Here is a 17,125-nt window from a genome sequence, read left to right on the forward strand (position 1 = left end):
GACACCGTGAACACCACCACCGCCGCGCCGCTGATCTCACTGGACACGGAAACAACCGGCCTGGTCCCGGGCCACCACATGCCCTGGGAAATCGCGATCATCCGCCGCGAACCCGACGGCACCGACACCGAGCACCTCTTCCAGATCCGGCCCTCCGATGCCCACCTCCGCCACGTCGCCGACCCCGAATCCCTCAAGATCAACCGGTTCGCCGAGCGGTTCGCCATCCCCGACGGCCACGATGCCGCCGACATGCTCACCGGCAACAGCCCGGCCCCTCTCAGCTTCTTCGAAGCCTGCGCCCGCATCCACGCCCTCCTGTCCGGCGCCGTGGTCATCGGCTCCAACCCCAGCTTCGACACCGCCCACCTCAGCCACCTCCTGGGCGTCGGACCCGGCCGCCCCGAACCGTGGCACTACCGCGTCGTGGACGTCGCCGACCGCGCCGCCGGCTACCTGACCGGCCTCGGCCCGCAGCGGTCCGGCCTGACACCGCCGAAGCACGCCACGCTGATCACCCCGCCGTTCTCCTCCAAGGCCCTGTCCCGCGCCGTAGGCGTCGAACCCCCCGGCGACGGCGACGCCCACACCGCCCTCGCCGACGCGAAGTGGGCGATGGCTGTCTACGACGCGGTCACCGCTGGGGGTGCACGGTGACCCAGCTCCAGATGCCGTTCACCCCCGACGGCGCCCTCGACCCCACCCTCGGCGAGCACGCCAAACAGGCCGGCATGGCCCAAGCCGAAGCCGCCACCGACCCCGACTGGGCCGCCACCTGCGACGAAGCCATAGAGGAAATGGCCCGCCGCGGCCAGCCGTTCCAGGCCAGCGACCTCGTCCGCGCCGGACTCGTCGGCGAACCCGATGACCACCACAGGTGGGGAGCCCGCTTCGGCCTCGCCGCCCGCCGCGGCGTCATCGAGCACCACCACGCCGACAAGTCGGGCCGCGCGACCTCCCGCCGCAGCCTCCTCAACACGTGGATCGGCACCGACACCTACCGCCAGCAGGCCGCCCGGGCCGAGGCCGGTGAGGGGAGGGCCGCCTGATGACCACAGACCGCTGCCGCAACGGCCACCCCCGCACACCCGAAACCGTCCGCATCACCAAACAAGGCTGGCGGATCTGCCGCACCTGCGCCACCGAGCAGCGCGCCCGCCAGCACGCCTGGCGCCTCAACAAGAACCGCGCCCGCCGCAACCGCGAGTTCGACCGCCGCCACACCGGCCACCAAACGCGCCTCGACACCCTCGGACGCCGCCGCTGCCTGGACTGCTCCACCAACCGCAGCGATCCCCGCATCCACGCCGCCGCCACCGCCCTGCGCGGGCTGCTCACCGCTGCCGAGATCGCCGACGTCCTCGCTATCTCGGAGCGGACCGTCAATCGCATCCACGCCCGCGCAAAGACCACCGCCACCGCGCCGGTACCGGCACCGCCCGAGCCCGACGAGGACGACGTCGACCTGGTCGCCGTGCGCCGCTGGATCGCCGGCGACACCACCATCCCCCTCACCCGGCCCGAACGCATCACCGCCGCCCACCTCATCTGGAAGGACGCCGCCTGATGTACCGCCACGACAACCACATCTGCACCCTGACGGACCTGTTCTGCGGCGCCGGCGGCTCCTCCACCGGCGCAATCCAGATCCCCGGCGTCCAGGTCATCATGGCCGCCAACCACTCCCGGCACGCCATCGACACCCACCAGGCCAACCACCCCAACACCCGACACGACTGCGCCGACATCTCCCAAGTCGTCCCCCAGCGCTACCCCCGCACCGACATCCTGTGGGCGTCCCCCGAGTGCACCAACCACTCCGTCGCCAAAGGCAAGAGCCGGGACCACGGCGAATGGAACGACGGCCTGTTCGCCCCCGACGGCACCAACGAAGCAGAGATCCGCTCCCGCGCCACCATGTGGGACGTCCCCCGCTTCTGCGAAGCCCACAACTACAGCCTGGTCATCGTCGAAAACGTCGTCGACTCCCGCTGGTGGGGACCCAAGACCCGGCCCGGCGCCATCTACGACTCGTGGCTGTACACCATGAAGCACGGCCTCGGCTACGCACACCGCGCCGTGTACCTCAACAGCATGTTCGCCGCCGCGGCCGGCGACCCCGCGGCCCAGTCCCGCGACCGCAAGTACGACGTGTTCTGGCTCCCAGACCAGGTCAAGCACGCCCCCGACTTCGACAAGTGGCTGCGCCCCACCGCCGTCTGCCCCATGCACGGCCCAATCCGCGCGATCCAGGCATGGAAAACCACAAGGGTGTGCACGCCGGCCAACCCCTGGGGCCGGTACGGCAAGACAGGCCAGTACCTGTGGCGCTGCCCTCAGGTCGCCTGCCGCAACTCGGTCGTCACCCCGGCCGTCCGCCACGCCGCCGAGATCATCGACTGGGGGCTGCCCGCCAGGACCATCGGGGAACGCAAGGGCACCAGCGACGAGCTCGCGCCCAACACCCTGCGCCGCATCACCGCCGGGTACAAGAAGTTCTCCCGCCCGTTCCTCGTGCCCAACGAGGGCCGCGAGAAGCCCCCGATGGACATCCTGGAGCCGCTGCGCACCGTCACCACCCGCAACGAGACCGGGGTGGCGCTGCCGCCCTACGTGGTCGAGCTGCGCGGCGGCGGCTCCTCCCACCGGGCCGTCACCGAACCACTGTCCACCGTCACTGCCGGGGGCAACCACCACTTTCTGGTGACCGCCCCCGACATGGTCCTGCCGTACTACAGCAGCAGCATCGCCCGGCCGGCCACCGAGCCGCTCGGCACGGTGACCACGACGGAAGGGCACGCCGCGATCTACGGCGGCCCGGTGCGGTCGGTGGACGACTGCCGCTACCGGATGCTGGAGCCGCACGAGTACCAGGCCGCGATGCACTTCCCGGCGGACTACATCCTCACCCCCCGCGACAAGCGGACCAAGGTCAAGATGCTGGGCAACGCCGTTACCCCGAACGCGGCCCGGGACCTGGTCGCCATGGCCGTCGAGGCGCTGACCGGGCAGGAGCTGGAGCCCGCCGCACCGCCCACGGCCGCGGTGGGGGTGGCGGCGTGACGACGGCAACCACCACCGCACACAACCGCACACGCCGGCCGGTCACCGCCACCGCCTGGCTGACCGTCCACCTCGGCACCACCACCCGCACCGGCACCTGGCACCCGCGGCCCCGCTGGATCACCCCGCCGGCCGCCGACTACCGGTGCCGCTGCGGATGGCACGACACCGCCGCCGGAGACGCCGTGGCGGCGTTCGCCGCAGAGGTCCGCGGCCGGCACGCCAGCCAGTGCAAGGCGGTGCGGCGATGACGTCAGGACTCGGCGCCAGCGCCTTCCTCGTGGATCAGCTCGAGCAGCCGGTCGTAGAGCGACTTCGCGACCGCTCCGCGCTGCTCGTCGGTCAGGTCCCCAAGCGCCCGGGCGATCGCCTCGGCCGCCTGCCGGTCCCGCTTCGCCTGCTCGTAGAAGGCATAGCTGACGAGGACGGCGGCTTCCTTGCCGCGGTTCATGAGGATCGTGGGTTCGCCGGCGAACCGGGCGCGCGCGATGACCTCTCCGAGGACGTTGCGGGCCTCGGCGATCTTCGCGCGGTGCTCGGTGCGGGGCGTGGTCATGGCTACAGCGTAGCGGATTCGCTACAGACCACAACATCGCCAATTCGCTTTCTTAGCTATGATGGGCATGTGAGGGTTCGCGAGGCGCCGCCTCCCTGACCTGCAATTCGACTCGCCCGCAAACCCTCAGCCCCACCCCCGAGAGAAGGACGCACGTGAGCCTCGACGCCATGCACTGGGTGTGGAACCACTCCCAGACGCGAGGGAACGCCCGCCTGGCCCTGCTCTTCGTAGCGGACCAGGTGCGTACCCCGGCGTGCGAGGTGCGCGTCAGCGTGGCCGACCTCATGTGCGCGCTGAACGCCTCCAGGAACACCGCGAGGGAGGCGATCCGGGCGGCCGAGGAGACCGGGGAACTGGAGACGATCGAGCCGGCATCGGGTCGCCGCGCGGCGCTGTACCGGCTCCCGAAGGCGGTCGGGCACGTCCAGCCGAGCTCTCGTAGAGGGTCAGAACTTGACCCTCTAGAAAACCGTAGAGGGTCAGAACTTGACCCCCTACGGCCCGGCCCCTCCCCCCGTAGAGGGTCAGAACTTGACCCCCTAGAAAACCGTAGAGGGTCAACTTTCGACCGTAGAGGGTCAGAACTTGACCCCCCTTACCCACACCCAACTACTAACCAGCAAGCAGGCACGGGCGCGGGTGAGGCCAGCAGCGACCAGACGGACGTCTTCACCGTCTGCGGTCCGCTCATCCAGGCGATGACCGACGCCGGGATCACCGTCTCCTGGGACATGTCCACCGAGCAGTGGATGGAGACCGTCCGCGTCGTCCAGCGCGCCGGTGTCGACGCCATGGTCGAGTTCGCCCTCAAGACGATGCCGACCGCCAAGACGCCGGTCCGGTTCGCCAAGTTCTTCCTCGCCGCCGGATGGCGCGGCCTGCCCCCGGCCAGCGCCCGTCAGCCGTCGCAAGCCCGAATGCCCCGTTCGCTGCCGCCGCATTGCGGTGAGTGCGACCCGGACACCCGCCTCCGCTCCGGCGAGACACCCGACGGATTCCGCGTCGTCGCCCCCTGCCCCGACTGCCACCCGAACCGTGAAGGAGCCGCCGCGTGAGCCACCAGTACGCCGCCGAGCCCGGCTACGCCCCCGCCGGACCCGAGCCCGACATGGAGCCGGAGCTGGCCGCTCCGGCGCTGCGGATACCGCGGGACGAGGCCGCCGAGAAGGCGGTCCTGGGCGCCATGCTCATCTCCCCGGCCGCCGTCAACGACGCCGAGGACGTCCTCGGCGACGGCAGAGCCTTCCGCCACTCCTCCGCCGCCCACCCGCTGATCTACCGGGCGATCCTCGCCGTCCACGGCCGCCCGGGAGTGGACGCCGACCCCATCACCGTCGCCGACCAGCTCCGCGCCACCGGCGACCTCGACCGCGCAGGCGGACCCGGCTACCTCCACCGCCTCGCCGGGGAGGTGTCCACCGCCGCGAACTGCGCCTACTACGCCGAGATCGTGCAGGACAAGCACCGCCTCGCGGAGATTCTCGCCGTGGCGATGCGCACCATCGGCCGGGTCCACGAGGCCGGGGCCGAGCCGGAGCAGATCCTGGACGAGCTGACCACCGAGTGCCACGCCCTGCTCGCGGCGAACGCCGGCCAGACCGAGAAGCTGTCCGTGGCGGACCGGTGGGAGGGCTTCGTTGACGAGCTCTCCGCCGGTAAGGACCCGGACGCCATGGACACCCCGTGGCCCGACCTCAACGACAAGATCGTCTTCAAGCCGAAGGAGCTGGCGGTCGTCGGCGCCGCGACCGGCGGCGGCAAATCCATCCTGGGGCTGAACCTCGGCGCGCACGTCGCGCTGCGCCGCGGCCAGCCGGCCGCGGTGTTCTCCATGGAGATGTCCGGCAAGGAACTCCTCGCCCGCCTCACCGCGGCCGAGGCCGAGGTCGACCTGAGCCACCTGATCCACCGGCGCCTCACCGACTCCGACTGGCAGCGCATCGCCCGTGTCGAGGAGCGGATGCGGAACGCCCGGCACTTCATCCTCGACGACCAGCCCGGGTTGACCGTCGGGAAGATCCGGGCCCGGGTGCGGTGGATGACGGCGCAGGGCATGCGGCCGGGCCTGGTGGTCGTGGACTACATGCAGCTCATCACCCCCGAGGCCACACGCTCGGAGGCGTCACGGGCGCAGGAGGTCGCGAAGATCTCCCGGGGTTTGAAGCTGCTGGCGGCCGAGGCCGACGTGCCGGTGATCGCCCTGGCCCAGTTCAACCGCGCCTCCGTGGGGCGCAAGCCGCAGGTCACCGATTTCAAGGACTCCTCGCAGATCGAGCAGGACGCCAGCGTGATCCTCCTGCTGCACCGGCCGCTGGCCGAGGACGGCTCGGATGTCGGGGAGCGGGCCGGGGAGGTCGACGTGATCGTCGGCAAGAACCGCAACGGCCCGCAGGGCACCGAGATCCCGCTCGCGTTCCAGGGCCGGTTCGGCCGGCTGTCCTCCCTCGCCCCGAAGTCTTGGGCTCCGACCGACGCCATTGGAGGCGCAGCATGACGACGACCCACAATCCGCTGCCCGTGCTGGGTCTGTGCCCGGTGTGCGAGGGCGAGGCCCGCATCCGCAAGACCGGCCGCCTGTACGCGCACCGCTGCGCCGGCGACGGCCGCCCGCCCGCCGCGCTGCTGACGCCGACGTTCGCCCACTGGCTCCACGCCCAGATCACCCGCCGCGACCCCCACGTCAACCCGGTCACCGCCCTGGCTGTGCGGGAGTTCCACGGCTGCAGCCGTCGCCGCTCGCCGGCGGATGTGCCGTGGTCCACCGCGGAGGAGCTGCACACCGAGATCCACGCCCGCAGCCGGACCGCGGGCGCGGGGCCGTGCTGGTGGCTGTGCGACGACATCGCCCGTGCCGGAGAGATCCACGCCGGGCTGCTGGCGCAGGTGGGTGGTGGGTCGTGACGGACAACTGCCCGCGGTGTGGCCGGAAGGCCGCCGCGACCCCGCGCGGCCGGCAGGTCCGCGCCCGCTACCGCTGCCCGCGCGGCCACACCTGGACCACCAGCTACGACCGCGCCGCCTACGGCTTGACCGACGACACCCCACCCGCCCACTGGACCACCGCCCTGGCCGACACCGAGGAGACCCGCTGATGAGCACCACCCGCCCCAGCGCCGCATTCGACCCGGCCGCGCCGCTGAACACCCGGCCCGGCATGCCGCTCGGCCACCGCAGCTTCGGCGCCCACTACGACCCGGCATCGACACAGCGCGTCATCGGCCGCCACGTCTACGTCTTCCGGCGCCTGCCCGGGCGGCTGGATGTGTGGCGCAGCGAGCTGCGGGACGCCCGCGGCGGCTACCGGTGGACCCTCGCCCACCGGTTCGCGACGGCCGGGAAGGCGGACCGCTGATGGCCGCCGCGGAGTTTCCGCTGCGGGTGCGGCTGTACGGCGGGCGGCTGGTCCACGCGGGGCGGGAGACGTCGGTGACCCGCCTCGTCCTCGGGTGCGGCGCGAATGCCGACGCCGCGTCCCGTGCCCCGCTGCTCCTGCCGTCCGGCACGGCGGTCACCTGCCGCCGCTGCGAAGCCCGAGAGGACGCCGCCTGATGACCCGTGGATACGGCCGCACGCGGGGCTACCGCCCGCAGGACAGCGAACTGCGCCCCGGCAAGACCGTCGTGCCGTTCGGCGAACGCACCACCATCTGCCCCGCCTGCCGCAAACACAAGCACGCGTCGTGCTGGGCGCACATGGCCGCGCTCGGCATCGGCGGCGAGGACGGCTGCCCCTGCGGCTGCCACGAGCCGCTGGACGAGCCCGAGCTGACGGACGAGGCGATCGACGATATGGCCGCCCACGGCACGCTCGCCGAGCACGTCAAGGCGCGGAAGGCGTGGGCTCTCGGCAGCGGCCCGGCGCACTTCGGCGAGCCGTGCCGCCGCTGCGCCGCCGCAGCAGCCGTCCGCACCGCCGGAGGTGCCCGGTGAAGCCGCCCGTGCCGTACTTCGGCTCCAAAGCCCGCGTCGCCGACTGGATCGCCAGCCTGCTCCCCCCGCACCGGCACTACGTCGAGCCCTACGCCGGCGGCCTGTCGGTGCTGCTCGCCAAGACGCCCTCGGTGATGGAGACCGCCAACGACCTCGACCACGAGCTGGTCACCTTCTGGCGCGTGCTGCGGGACCGGCCGGCCGAACTGCTGCGCGCTTGCATGCTCACCCCGCACTCCCGCGCCGAACTCGCCGCCGCGCACGAGCCCGCACCGCCCGGCGACGACCTGGAGCTCGCGCGCCGCATCTGGTGCCGCCTCGCCCAGGGCCGGGCCGGGACGCTGCGGAACACCGGCTGGCGGCACTACATCGACCCCGCCGGGTCGGCGACCGGCATGCCCGGCTACATGGCCGCCTACCGTGACCGGCTCGCCGCAGCTGCGGAGCGGCTGGCCGCGGTATCGCTGGAATGCCTGCCCGCTCTGGAGATCATCCGCAAGTACGGCGCCGCCGAAAACGTGCTGCTGTACGTCGACCCGCCGTACCTGGGCAGCACCCGCCCGTGGTCGAACTACCGGTGCGAGATGCGGGGCGAGGGAGAGCACCGGGAGCTCGCGGCCGCGTTGGCCGGCTGTTCCGCGGCGGTGGTGCTGTCGGGCTACGACTCGCCGCTGTACGCGGAGCTGTACGCGGGCTGGCACCGGGCGGAGCGCCGGACGATGACCGGCAATGCGACCCGCGGTGACAAGGGCCGGGTCGAGGTCCTGTGGTCGAACCGGCCGCTCACCGTGCCGGAGCCGGCCGCCCTGTTCGCGGCAGAGGCCGCCCGATGACCTACGCAAGCGTGCCCGCCCCGGGGGTATCGGGGCGGGCGCCCACCTACCACACCACACCGGAGGACCTGATGCCCGAGTACTACCCGAACGGGGGCGCGGCGCAGGGCGCTGCGATGGAGCACAACGCCCGCCTCGCCGCCCGCACCCGCCACACCGGCCCCGCCACGCCGCCCCAGGGCGGCTCTGAGCGCCCCGCAGCCCCTCCGGTGACCAACGAGACGTCCGGGGCCGGGAACGGCCCTCAGGCGGGCGCTGAGCGCCTCGGCGACCACCGCTGCGGCAACTGCGATGGCATCGACCCCGCCTCGTGCGCCCTCCGGGGCACTCAGCCGCCGTCTGGCGGCCCCACAGCCCTCCCGGCGGACGTGGAGCCGCACGAGGGCGCCCCGGGCCGTCAGACGGGCGCTGAGGCGCTCACGGTCGCCGATTTCCCCGGGCGGCCCGGCGTCGCCCTGATCACCCTCCGCGCCGTCGAGTACGTCGACACCCAGCCCGGCACCGTCGAGATCGGCCTCGACACCGCCGTGATCCCCGAACTCCGCGCCGCTCTCGCCCAGCACGGCCGTCCCGCCGGTGGCCTGGACTATCTGGTCGGCCGGCTGCTGCGCGCGGCCGACGCCTGGGAGCGGCGGTTCCCCGACGCCGTCCGCACCGCGACCGTGGCCGACGCCGTCCGCGCCATGGCCGAAGCCGCCCTCGCGCGCCGCGACACCACCGACCCGTCGCCGGACGTACAGGGCCGCTGCCCCGCCTGCGGCAAGCCGTCGCTGTTCCTCGGCGCGGGCGGCCACGTCACGTGCCGCCGCCTCGACTGCCCCAACCCCAGCGCAGCCGACGACCTGCTCCACGCCGGACCGCAGCCGGACCCGGCCACGCTGACGGACGTCATGGCCGGCCTGCACCGGCTCGTCGCCGACTGGGAAACCACGCCCGGCACCGTCTCCTACGCCGCCGCGGCCGGAGCCCTCCGCCTCGCCCTCACCCGCACCCAGGAGACCCGCCGTGCCTGAACCCGAGAACACCCCACGCCAGCACGTCGAGTGGTTTGTGCAGGAGCAAATGCCCGATGGCACGTGGGATCAGGCATCCCGTGCCATCCTCGACCGCCCGGCCGCCGAATACCGCAGAGAGCGGCTGGCCGACCGCTACGCCGGCGTGCGGTTCCGGGTCGCCCGCCGCACCACCACGGTCCTGATGGAGCCCGAGCCCGACGACAGCGTCACCGTCCGCCCGACCCGCTACGAGGTGAGCCTGCTGCCGCCCGGCCACGACGCCTACCCGCACTACCGGCTGTGGGTTGAGGAGCTCGACCGGTACGGGTGGACGGTCCACGACGGGCACGCCTGCCTCGGCGCCGTTGACGACGACGGGCGCCTGTGGTGGTCCATCGGCACCAGCGTGTACGGCCGCGACGACGCCTGGACCGCCCGCTACCGCCACCCGGACCTGGACACGGCGCTGCGCCTCGCGGTGGCCGCCGCACCCCACCTCAACGTCAACGTCCGCACCGCCGCACAGGTACTCGCGGACGCAAAGGAAACCCGCCATGCCTGACACCCCGCGCCCCGGAGACGTCTACCACTCCTGCGACCCCCGCGGTGGACCCAGCATCCGCATCGAGTCCATCGACCACACCGGCCGCTACGCACACATCGTCGACGCCGCCACAGGCAAACGCCGCCGCCGCATCCTCCTCACCGCACTCCACGACAGCCCGACCACCCACACCGGCCGGCCCCGCCGCACCGGCTACGCCTTCGAGGAGCGTCCGTGACCGACTTCCGCCTGATCATCACCGGCTCCCGCGACTGGACCGACACCGCAGCCATCCGCGACGCCCTCGACTACGCCATGTGCTACATCCAGGAACGCCGCCTCGTCGTCGTGCACGGAGCCTGCCCCACCGGAGCAGACCGGCACGCCGACCAGCTCGCCCGGCAGATGCGCGCCCGGGGCATGCCCGTGGACATCGAGCCCCACCCGGCCGTCGGGCACCCCACCGAGGATTTCGGCCCCTGGCCCGGGGCGGGGCCACGCCGTAACGCCCACATGATCGCGTTGGGTGCGGACGCCTGTTACGCGTTCATCCGCCCCTGCGCCAAGCGGCGCTGCCGCCATCCGGGGCCGCACGGCTCTCACGGCGCCACCGGATGCGCCGACCGAGCGGAAGCCGCCGGGATCCTCGTGCGGAGGTGGACCGCATGAGCAGCCCGGCCCCGGAACAGCAGGAGCGTCCGGTGTGCGCGGACTGCCGCCGGCCGCTCGTGGACCCCGCGTCCGTCGCGGCCGGCCGGGGCCCGGTGTGCGCCGCGAAACACCACCCCGCCGCCCGCGCACCGCAGGCGCGCCGCGCCGCTGCCGTTCCGGGGCCGGGCCAGACCTCGCTGCCCATCGCCGCGCAGACCGCCATCACCACCCTGCACATCAACCGGAGCTACCTGTGAGCCGCACCCACCTCAGCCCACGCCAACGCCAAGTCCTCACCCGCATCGCCCACGGCGCCACCTACCGGCAAGTCGCCACCGAACTCGGCGTCAAGGAAGCCACCGTCCGCGGCCACGTCCACCGCATCCTGACCGACCTCGGCGCCAACTCCTCCGCCCACGCCATCCACATCGCCCACCAGCGCGGACTCCTCGACACCACCGAGCGGCCAGCCGCCCGGTACGCCACCGAGCTGCTCCTCACCGCGCAGGGCCTGACCGCTGAGCAGGTCGCAGACCGCCTCGGCATCACCCGCGGCGCGGCAGACGACCGCCTCCGGCAGGCCCGGCGCCTCCTCCGGGCGCGCACGATCGCGCACGCGATCGCCCTCGCCATCCGCTCCGGCCTCGTCCATCCCGACCAGATCACCGAACAGGACACCGCCGCATGACCGACAAACTGGCCGGCCCGGATCTCCTCCGCGCCGCATCCGCACGCCTCCGCCAGCTCGCCGACGCTGCCACCGAAGGGCCGTGGAGCACCCGATGGAACGGCCAGGACTACGAACTGGTCGGCGCGGGCGAGGTGATCGTCTCCTGGCTCTACACCGTCTCCACCACCGAGCCGCACGCCAGCCAGCAGCGTGCCGAGTGCGACACCGCGGACGCCGACTACATCGCCGCCATGCACCCGGGCGTCGGCACCGCGCTGGCCGACTGGCTGGACTCAGTCGCGGATGAGGCCGACCGGCACGCCGCCGGAGGGTGGGGCAACGACGCCACCGAAATCACCGACGGCCACCCGATCACCCTTGCCCGCCAGATCCTCAACACCAAGGAGTCGAAATGACCGCCCTTCCCCGCCGCTTCCACCTCCACCGCACCGTCGATGTCACCGGAGCCAGCGGCACCGGCCGCGTAGCCGACGGCGTGATGTGGCCCGACGGCACCGTCAGCATCCGCTGGCGCGGCCCCCGACCCTCCACCGTCACCTGGAACAACCTGGCCGACGCCGAACACGTCCACGGTCACGGCGGCCACACCACGATCGTCTGGGACGACCCCGAACCCGCGCCGGACATCTACCTCGGCTCCCCTGGCTGCCCCCATTGCCCCGACGGGCACACCCCGCCCGAACACGGCCAGCCCTGGGTCGCCCACGTCGGCCCCGAACGCGACAGCGACGGCCAGCCCACCCACATCCACGTGCAGCGGTCCGGCCTCGCCCACGTCGCCGACTCCGACGCCCAGTGGGCCGCCGACCGACTCAACGGCACCGCGCCGTGACCGCGCCTGGCCGCCTGCCGCTGCGCCCCGGCCGGCCCCTCGTCCACCGCCGCCCCAACGGCGCCTGGGGCCGGACCTGCCACTGCGCCGGACGAGGCCCCCTCCACGCCACCACCAGCGAAGCCCACAACCTCCCCTGGTGGGTGGCACTCGCCGCCGCCCTCGACCACGCCACCCACCGACACCCGGAGCAGCCGATGAGCATCTACGCCTCCTACCCCGGCATCAGCGACGACCCCGACAGCCCCACCGGCCCGCCCTGGATCTACCAGGGCTCTCACGTCCTCCCGCACGAAGACGACCCCCGCGGCGGCGGCGTCGGACTCGCCGGCATCCCCCCGCACATCACCCGCGACGGCCGCGACGACCGGTCCGAAAACGAACTCCCGCACCCCTGGCTGCGGCTGTCCCTGGACATGCTGCCGACGGACGACCCGGCGGTCGTCCTCAACCCGGCGCAGGTGAGGGAACTCATCGCCCAGCTCACCGGCTGGCTCGGCGCCGTCGAGCCCGGCCGGCACATCTACCTGTCCACGTCCTGTCTCCACGGCCGGCACGGCCGCTGCTCCGCCCCCACCGCCACCAGCGACCACGGCGAGACCTGGACCAAAACCCCCTCCGTTTGCAAGTTCTGCAAATCCCCTTGCGTCTGTCCCTGCCACCCGAAGGGCCGGACGTGACCTACCTGCTGCTCGCCACCGCCGTCCTATACGCCGCCCGCCACCTTGCCACGGTGGAGCACCGGCACGCCGGGGCCGCCCCGGCGCCCGACGCCGGACAGTACGCCGTCGGCGCCGTCTACGGCCTCGGCGCCGCCCTCGTCTGGCCCGCCACCCTCCTCACCCACGCCACACGCCGAACCGCACCCACGAAGGACACCTGCCAGTGACCGCCACACCCGACTTCGCCGAAACCCACCGCGCCCTCATCGCCGAGCACCTCGGAATCTCACCCGACGCCGCATGGGCCGGCATCCACTCCCGCGCCGCCAGCATCCGCCGGGCGCTGAACGGCGCCACCCTCCGTGCTTCCAGGGCTGAGAAGAAACTGCTCCGCGTCCGTCGCCTGGTCGCCGAGGTCCGCAACGAGCGCAAGGCGCAAGGTCTCAGCGTGGACGGAGTCATTCAGCGCCTTGAGGACATCCTCGGCGATCCCGAGCGGCTCCGGCCAGTGCCGGAGCCCACCGTCGAGACCCTGCCGCCGGCCGACATCGCCGCAGACCTCCGCGACCTGGCCGCCCACGCCCTCAACCCCCAAGTCACACGGGGCGAGCTGAACGCCCGGCTGCGCACGCTCTCCGACATCGCCCGCGGCCATGAGCCGGTCCACTACACCGCGCCGGGCGAGTGCGGTCCGGAGTGCTCGGAGGCGCACACCTACACCGGGCCGTGCGCGGCCCGCAGCGCCAGCACCGAGCCGCCGGCCCCGGCCGCCAGCACGAACCTGCCGCCCGCCGCCCCCGGCCACACCTTCACCGTCGAGTACGGCGGCGGGGAGCGCCGCCAGCTCGACTGGACCACCGCATGGACCATGGACGGCACCGCCCGCGCCACCTGCACATGCGGGCTGGACACCGGATGGACGAGGTACGACACCGCCCACGCGATCGTGCGCCTCCACCTCCCCGACCACTGGCCGGCCGCGCCGCTCACCGCCGACCAGCTCGGCCGCCTGATGCGCGCCGCCGAACGCGGAGGCGACGACGGCAAATGGCACGACATCGGCGAGCCGTGGCGCGAGCACTACCGGCAGCACGCCGCCTACCTGCTGGAACGCCTCCACATCACCCCGAAGGAGGGCTGAGCCATGGACACACTCGCCCTGATCAACGTCGGCGCCCCGTGTCCCCTGTGCGAGCAGCTCATTCCGCTGCCGTTCACCCACCACACCACCGAGGCCACCCGGTACGGCGCCGCAACCGCAGCCCAGGTAGACCCCGCGCCACTGTTCGACCACATCAACACCGAGCACACCGAGGAGCAGCCCCGATGACCTACATCGACGACACCCGCAATGCACTCGCCGCCAAACCCCCCGGCGAGGCCCCCGAACTGCTGGACCTGTACACACTGCTCACGCTGGTCAAGGGCCCAGCCGTCACTTGCCCCAACTGCCTCAACCTGCTCTGACCCAGGCGCCCGGCCGACCCCGCCGGCCGGGCACCCGCACCCGCCCGACCCGCGCCATCCGGAGCCGACCATGACCACCCCGCCCACCACCGAACCGGCCGCCGCGCCCCGCTGCGTCGCCTGCAACCGCCGCCTCCACCCCACCCAAGCCACACGCTGGGCATGCGACGACTGCGAGACCCAGGCACGCGAACACCTCGGCGACATCCCCCGCTACTACCGCGCCGTCACCACCGCCCCCGTCGCACTCGGCTCCAACTGGGGCGCCGCACTCGGCACCACCATTCCCGGCTCCCGAACCCCGCCCGGCTTCGACCCCGGCACAGCCGACCTCGCCAGCCACGACCCCGTCGGCATCCTCCCCGCCCTCCACCAGGCGGTGCAGGACTGGGTACGCGCCGCCCGCGACACCGGCACCGCCCTGGAGCCGCCTGCGGGCCCGCCCTCGCCGCTCGCCCGAGTGGCCGTGTACTGCCGGTGGCTGCGCTGGCACCTGAACTGGGCCTGCGGCAACGTCCCCGACATCGACCGCCTCCTCCGCGCCGCCGCCGATGCGCACCGGCAACTCCGCCCCCGCGCCACCGGTGAACGGCCTGAGCGCGTCATATGGCGCGCCTGCCCGTGTGGAGGGCGTATCGGGTGGCGCCTGTCCAAGGACCGGTACCGGTGCGCCGTCTGCGGCACCGCCTACACCCGCGACACCGCCCGCGACCTCCCCCCGGCCCCCCGCACCAGAGCCGCCGCCGTCGACGTCGGCATGACCGAGATCCCTGTCAGCGACATCCCGCTGTGCAGTGACCTCTACGACTTCTGGCCCTACGCAAGGCCCGGGTGGAGCGCGCCCTGGCGCCTCCTCGACCAGTAGTCGGTCCTCGCGCAGGCCGTGCGCGGCACGAAGCGAGTCCCCGCCGGCACCCGCGGCGGGGACTCGCCCGATACGTCAGAAGATCACGCCGGCCGTCGCCGCGCGCAGCACGCCCACCTTGTCCGCCAGCGCTGCGAGGAGCCGCTCGGCCGCCGGCAGGTCCAGTTCCGCCGCATCCCCCGTCGGGTCCGTCACCAGTAGCCGAGGCCCGTGGCCGGGGGACCACCACAGTTCCACGCCCACCCCCGGAGCGACCGAATCGAGCGGGGAGAAGTGCCCGATGTCGCCGAGCTCGGCCACGCGTTGTCCCTCATGGTCCACCCTGCACCACGACGGGCACGCGACCAGCGTCGGCACCCCAGCGACCAGGACCGTCACCGTCCGCGGAACAGCCTGCGATCCTTCAGGGTGCGCCGCCGTGCCGTGTTCCGTGCCCCCGGCTGGGTCACGCCAGGACACTAGACCCCCTGCTACCGTCATAGTCGACTCCGTCTCTTTGAGCTGGGACGAGTTGTTCAGCGGGCTGCGAACCCGCTGGTTCTTGCGGCGGCCGGGTGTTGGTAGCACCCGGCCGCCGTGCAGCCTGGCGACGAGAGCACGGTGGCAGCCGTGGATACCGAAACGCCAGGACATTCAGGTGGACATTTCCAATGTCCGGTCAGATGTCCGGTCACATGGCGTGACCGGACATCCAGGGGAACCGTAACCGTCCGCGTGATCAGGCCAAGGTCGCACCGGCGGAACATCGACACCATCAGAACATGGGAATTCTCGTGAAAGTCCAGTTCAACTAGACAAGGCAACCTCCCCACCTGCGCGGACAACCCCCGGATGTCTCCTGAAAAGTGACTTTGGGGGTGCGTGACGATGGCCGAATCGCAACGCATACCAGCCTAGGCGCCGACCGTCATCCACAGGCTGGAATCGGAAGGGTCTCACGCAGCCCTCTGGCCAGCCGATTTGACACATCCGTTAGGCTTCTGGCGCCCCTCCGTATTGCCAGAAAGCTCGCCTCGACCCGCCAGTACAGGCCGGATCTCGTCGTGGCCCCGCCGAATCGGCAGTGCAGGCTCGTCCGCTGCTTCGGGCATGGGTATCCCTCCTTGGAGCTACGCCAAGCTTCCGGAAGTCACCTGCTCCGCGTAGCATCGAGTGTGGCCACTTCTTCGGAGAAGTGCAAGGGATTCGCAGAAGTCGCACCCCAGCGAGGAGGCCGATAGCATCTCCGGAGAACCAAGGGAGGACGTTTTGGCAGGTGATCAGCGGCGCAAGGCGCTCCGGCACGAGGCGATCGCTGCGGATCTGAGCAGCCGCATCGCGAGCGGCGGCCTCCGCCCCGGGCAGAAGCTGCCCAGCGAGAAGCACCTCATGGAGCACTACGACGTCTCCCGGACCACCCTCCGCCAGGCCCTGGACAATCTCCGGGCAACTGGGCTCATCGAGAGCCGACAGGGGGCCGGCATCACGGTCCGGGCCTTCCGGCCCATCAGGCGCTCGGCCGCACAGCGTCTGTCCCAGGAGGTCTGGGGAGAAGGCAAGTCCATCTGGGATGCCGAACTGGAGGATCGGCCGTGGCGGGTGGATGTCGAGGTGGACGAGGTGGTCCCGCCTCCTCGCGTTGCGCGGATCTTCGAGTCCGATGGGCCCGTCTGCCGCCGCAGCCGCCACTTCTACGTCGAGGACAAGCCCGTTCAGCACGCCGTCTCCTACCTGCCGGCCAGTCTCGTGGCGGGGACGCAGATCACCCAGCGGGATACCGGGCCTGGGGGCGTGTATGCCCGGCTCGCCGAGATCGGCCGCCGTCCCACCCGCTTCCGTGAAGAGGTGCGAGCCAGGATGCCGTCGGTCACGGAGACCGCTGAACTGTCCCTCTCGCCTGGCACGCCCGTATTCGACATCACCCGTATTGCAGCGGACGACGAGGGACGCCCCGTCGAAGTCAACGAGATGCTCTTGGACGGCGGAAGCTACATCCTGGACTACGTCTTCTCCGCCTGAACCGCAGCACCCCCCTGTGGCCCCCGGTCTCCTGAC

Annotated in this window: 30 protein-coding genes; 28 read left to right on the forward strand and 2 right to left on the reverse strand. The window is 72.2% G+C overall.

All coding sequences use genetic code 11. The features are described from left to right. Positions 1-6: 6 nt before the first annotated feature. From BM242_RS17975 to BM242_RS17995, 5 genes are read left to right on the forward strand one after another with little or no spacing between them, the layout of a single operon-like run. Complete coding sequence (locus tag BM242_RS17975; RefSeq protein WP_093839891.1) at positions 7-657, forward strand: 3'-5' exonuclease; 651 nt, start codon at positions 7-9, stop codon at positions 655-657. Beyond that, entirely contained in the window at positions 654-1,049 is a 396-nt protein-coding gene (locus BM242_RS17980) for a hypothetical protein (RefSeq protein ID WP_093839892.1), read from the forward strand. Before BM242_RS17975 ends, BM242_RS17980 begins: the two co-directional genes overlap by 4 nt. After that, the gene (locus BM242_RS17985; RefSeq protein WP_093839893.1) at positions 1,049-1,567 is read left to right on the forward strand and encodes a hypothetical protein; all 519 of its coding nucleotides are present in this window, start codon (positions 1,049-1,051) and stop codon (positions 1,565-1,567) included. Before BM242_RS17980 ends, BM242_RS17985 begins: the two co-directional genes overlap by 1 nt. Further along, a complete protein-coding gene (locus tag BM242_RS17990) occupies positions 1,567-3,063 on the forward strand; it encodes a DNA cytosine methyltransferase (protein WP_175541472.1) in 1,497 nt (498 codons plus the stop codon). The genes BM242_RS17985 and BM242_RS17990 overlap by 1 nt, the downstream gene beginning before the upstream one ends. Beyond that, a complete protein-coding gene (locus BM242_RS17995) occupies positions 3,060-3,314 on the forward strand; it encodes a hypothetical protein (RefSeq protein WP_093839894.1) in 255 nt (84 codons plus the stop codon). Before BM242_RS17990 ends, BM242_RS17995 begins: the two co-directional genes overlap by 4 nt. A gap of 2 nt (positions 3,315-3,316) precedes the next feature. On the opposite strand, the gene BM242_RS18000 is transcribed toward BM242_RS17995, so the two are convergent. Continuing rightward, on the reverse strand, positions 3,317-3,619 hold the full coding sequence (locus BM242_RS18000) for a type II toxin-antitoxin system prevent-host-death family antitoxin (protein ID WP_093839895.1): 303 nt from the start codon (positions 3,617-3,619) through the stop codon (positions 3,317-3,319). Between the two features lie 701 nt (positions 3,620-4,320). Between BM242_RS18000 and BM242_RS18010 the strand changes: the two genes are divergently transcribed. From BM242_RS18010 to BM242_RS18105, 22 genes are all read left to right on the forward strand, one after another. Then, positions 4,321-4,677: a hypothetical protein gene (locus tag BM242_RS18010; RefSeq protein WP_093839897.1), complete on the forward strand. Its 357-nt coding sequence runs from the start codon at positions 4,321-4,323 to the stop codon at positions 4,675-4,677. Next, positions 4,674-6,116, forward strand: coding sequence for a replicative DNA helicase (locus BM242_RS18015; protein ID WP_093839898.1), 1,443 nt, complete (start codon positions 4,674-4,676; stop codon positions 6,114-6,116). Before BM242_RS18010 ends, BM242_RS18015 begins: the two co-directional genes overlap by 4 nt. Then, a complete protein-coding gene (locus BM242_RS18020) occupies positions 6,113-6,523 on the forward strand; it encodes a hypothetical protein (protein ID WP_093839899.1) in 411 nt (136 codons plus the stop codon). Before BM242_RS18015 ends, BM242_RS18020 begins: the two co-directional genes overlap by 4 nt. Beyond that, positions 6,520-6,714, forward strand: a complete 195-nt coding sequence (locus BM242_RS18025) for a hypothetical protein (protein WP_093839900.1) — start codon at positions 6,520-6,522, stop codon at positions 6,712-6,714. Before BM242_RS18020 ends, BM242_RS18025 begins: the two co-directional genes overlap by 4 nt. After that, the gene (locus tag BM242_RS18030; protein ID WP_093839901.1) at positions 6,714-6,974 is read left to right on the forward strand and encodes a hypothetical protein; all 261 of its coding nucleotides are present in this window, start codon (positions 6,714-6,716) and stop codon (positions 6,972-6,974) included. The genes BM242_RS18025 and BM242_RS18030 overlap by 1 nt, the downstream gene beginning before the upstream one ends. Further along, on the forward strand, positions 6,974-7,171 hold the full coding sequence (locus tag BM242_RS18035) for a hypothetical protein (RefSeq protein WP_093839902.1): 198 nt from the start codon (positions 6,974-6,976) through the stop codon (positions 7,169-7,171). Before BM242_RS18030 ends, BM242_RS18035 begins: the two co-directional genes overlap by 1 nt. Further along, positions 7,171-7,551, forward strand: coding sequence for a hypothetical protein (locus BM242_RS18040; RefSeq protein WP_093839903.1), 381 nt, complete (start codon positions 7,171-7,173; stop codon positions 7,549-7,551). The genes BM242_RS18035 and BM242_RS18040 overlap by 1 nt, the downstream gene beginning before the upstream one ends. Further along, entirely contained in the window at positions 7,548-8,384 is an 837-nt protein-coding gene (locus BM242_RS18045; RefSeq protein ID WP_093839904.1) for a DNA adenine methylase, read from the forward strand. The genes BM242_RS18040 and BM242_RS18045 overlap by 4 nt, the downstream gene beginning before the upstream one ends. After that, complete coding sequence (locus BM242_RS18050) at positions 8,381-9,397, forward strand: DUF6085 family protein (RefSeq protein WP_093839905.1); 1,017 nt, start codon at positions 8,381-8,383, stop codon at positions 9,395-9,397. Before BM242_RS18045 ends, BM242_RS18050 begins: the two co-directional genes overlap by 4 nt. Beyond that, a complete protein-coding gene (locus BM242_RS18055; RefSeq protein ID WP_139238356.1) occupies positions 9,390-9,941 on the forward strand; it encodes a hypothetical protein in 552 nt (183 codons plus the stop codon). Before BM242_RS18050 ends, BM242_RS18055 begins: the two co-directional genes overlap by 8 nt. Then, the gene (locus BM242_RS18060) at positions 9,934-10,161 is read left to right on the forward strand and encodes a hypothetical protein (RefSeq protein ID WP_093839907.1); all 228 of its coding nucleotides are present in this window, start codon (positions 9,934-9,936) and stop codon (positions 10,159-10,161) included. Before BM242_RS18055 ends, BM242_RS18060 begins: the two co-directional genes overlap by 8 nt. Further along, complete coding sequence (locus tag BM242_RS18065; RefSeq protein WP_093839908.1) at positions 10,158-10,592, forward strand: SLOG family protein; 435 nt, start codon at positions 10,158-10,160, stop codon at positions 10,590-10,592. Before BM242_RS18060 ends, BM242_RS18065 begins: the two co-directional genes overlap by 4 nt. Continuing rightward, positions 10,589-10,831, forward strand: a complete 243-nt coding sequence (locus tag BM242_RS29500; protein WP_175541473.1) for a DUF6011 domain-containing protein — start codon at positions 10,589-10,591, stop codon at positions 10,829-10,831. The genes BM242_RS18065 and BM242_RS29500 overlap by 4 nt, the downstream gene beginning before the upstream one ends. Continuing rightward, a complete protein-coding gene (locus BM242_RS29505) occupies positions 10,828-11,262 on the forward strand; it encodes a response regulator transcription factor (protein ID WP_175541474.1) in 435 nt (144 codons plus the stop codon). The genes BM242_RS29500 and BM242_RS29505 overlap by 4 nt, the downstream gene beginning before the upstream one ends. Continuing rightward, positions 11,259-11,660: a hypothetical protein gene (locus BM242_RS18075; RefSeq protein WP_093839910.1), complete on the forward strand. Its 402-nt coding sequence runs from the start codon at positions 11,259-11,261 to the stop codon at positions 11,658-11,660. Before BM242_RS29505 ends, BM242_RS18075 begins: the two co-directional genes overlap by 4 nt. After that, positions 11,657-12,097, forward strand: coding sequence for a hypothetical protein (locus BM242_RS30375; protein ID WP_245834253.1), 441 nt, complete (start codon positions 11,657-11,659; stop codon positions 12,095-12,097). Before BM242_RS18075 ends, BM242_RS30375 begins: the two co-directional genes overlap by 4 nt. Beyond that, positions 12,094-12,777, forward strand: a complete 684-nt coding sequence (locus tag BM242_RS18085; RefSeq protein WP_093839911.1) for a hypothetical protein — start codon at positions 12,094-12,096, stop codon at positions 12,775-12,777. Before BM242_RS30375 ends, BM242_RS18085 begins: the two co-directional genes overlap by 4 nt. Then, a complete protein-coding gene (locus tag BM242_RS18090; RefSeq protein WP_093839912.1) occupies positions 12,774-12,986 on the forward strand; it encodes a hypothetical protein in 213 nt (70 codons plus the stop codon). The genes BM242_RS18085 and BM242_RS18090 overlap by 4 nt, the downstream gene beginning before the upstream one ends. Beyond that, positions 12,983-13,900, forward strand: coding sequence for a hypothetical protein (locus BM242_RS18095; protein ID WP_093839913.1), 918 nt, complete (start codon positions 12,983-12,985; stop codon positions 13,898-13,900). The genes BM242_RS18090 and BM242_RS18095 overlap by 4 nt, the downstream gene beginning before the upstream one ends. Positions 13,901-13,903: 3 nt before the next feature. Beyond that, positions 13,904-14,089: a hypothetical protein gene (locus BM242_RS18100; RefSeq protein ID WP_093839914.1), complete on the forward strand. Its 186-nt coding sequence runs from the start codon at positions 13,904-13,906 to the stop codon at positions 14,087-14,089. Next, positions 14,086-14,226, forward strand: a complete 141-nt coding sequence (locus BM242_RS29510) for a hypothetical protein (RefSeq protein WP_175541475.1) — start codon at positions 14,086-14,088, stop codon at positions 14,224-14,226. Before BM242_RS18100 ends, BM242_RS29510 begins: the two co-directional genes overlap by 4 nt. A 70-nt stretch (positions 14,227-14,296) precedes the next feature. Next, positions 14,297-15,091 (forward strand): hypothetical protein, encoded by a 795-nt coding sequence (locus BM242_RS18105; RefSeq protein ID WP_093839915.1) that lies wholly within the window; start codon positions 14,297-14,299, stop codon positions 15,089-15,091. A gap of 75 nt (positions 15,092-15,166) precedes the next feature. Here BM242_RS18105 and BM242_RS31205 read toward each other — a convergent pair whose 3' ends face one another. Then, entirely contained in the window at positions 15,167-15,724 is a 558-nt protein-coding gene (locus BM242_RS31205) for a DUF6907 domain-containing protein (RefSeq protein WP_425443879.1), read from the reverse strand. A gap of 615 nt (positions 15,725-16,339) precedes the next feature. Between BM242_RS31205 and BM242_RS18115 the strand changes: the two genes are divergently transcribed. Continuing rightward, positions 16,340-17,089, forward strand: a complete 750-nt coding sequence (locus tag BM242_RS18115) for a GntR family transcriptional regulator (RefSeq protein ID WP_093839917.1) — start codon at positions 16,340-16,342, stop codon at positions 17,087-17,089. Positions 17,090-17,125 lie beyond the last annotated feature (36 nt).

The organism is Streptomyces aidingensis, assembly GCF_900112355.1.
GTDB classification, from domain to species: domain Bacteria; phylum Actinomycetota; class Actinomycetes; order Streptomycetales; family Streptomycetaceae; genus Streptomyces; species Streptomyces aidingensis.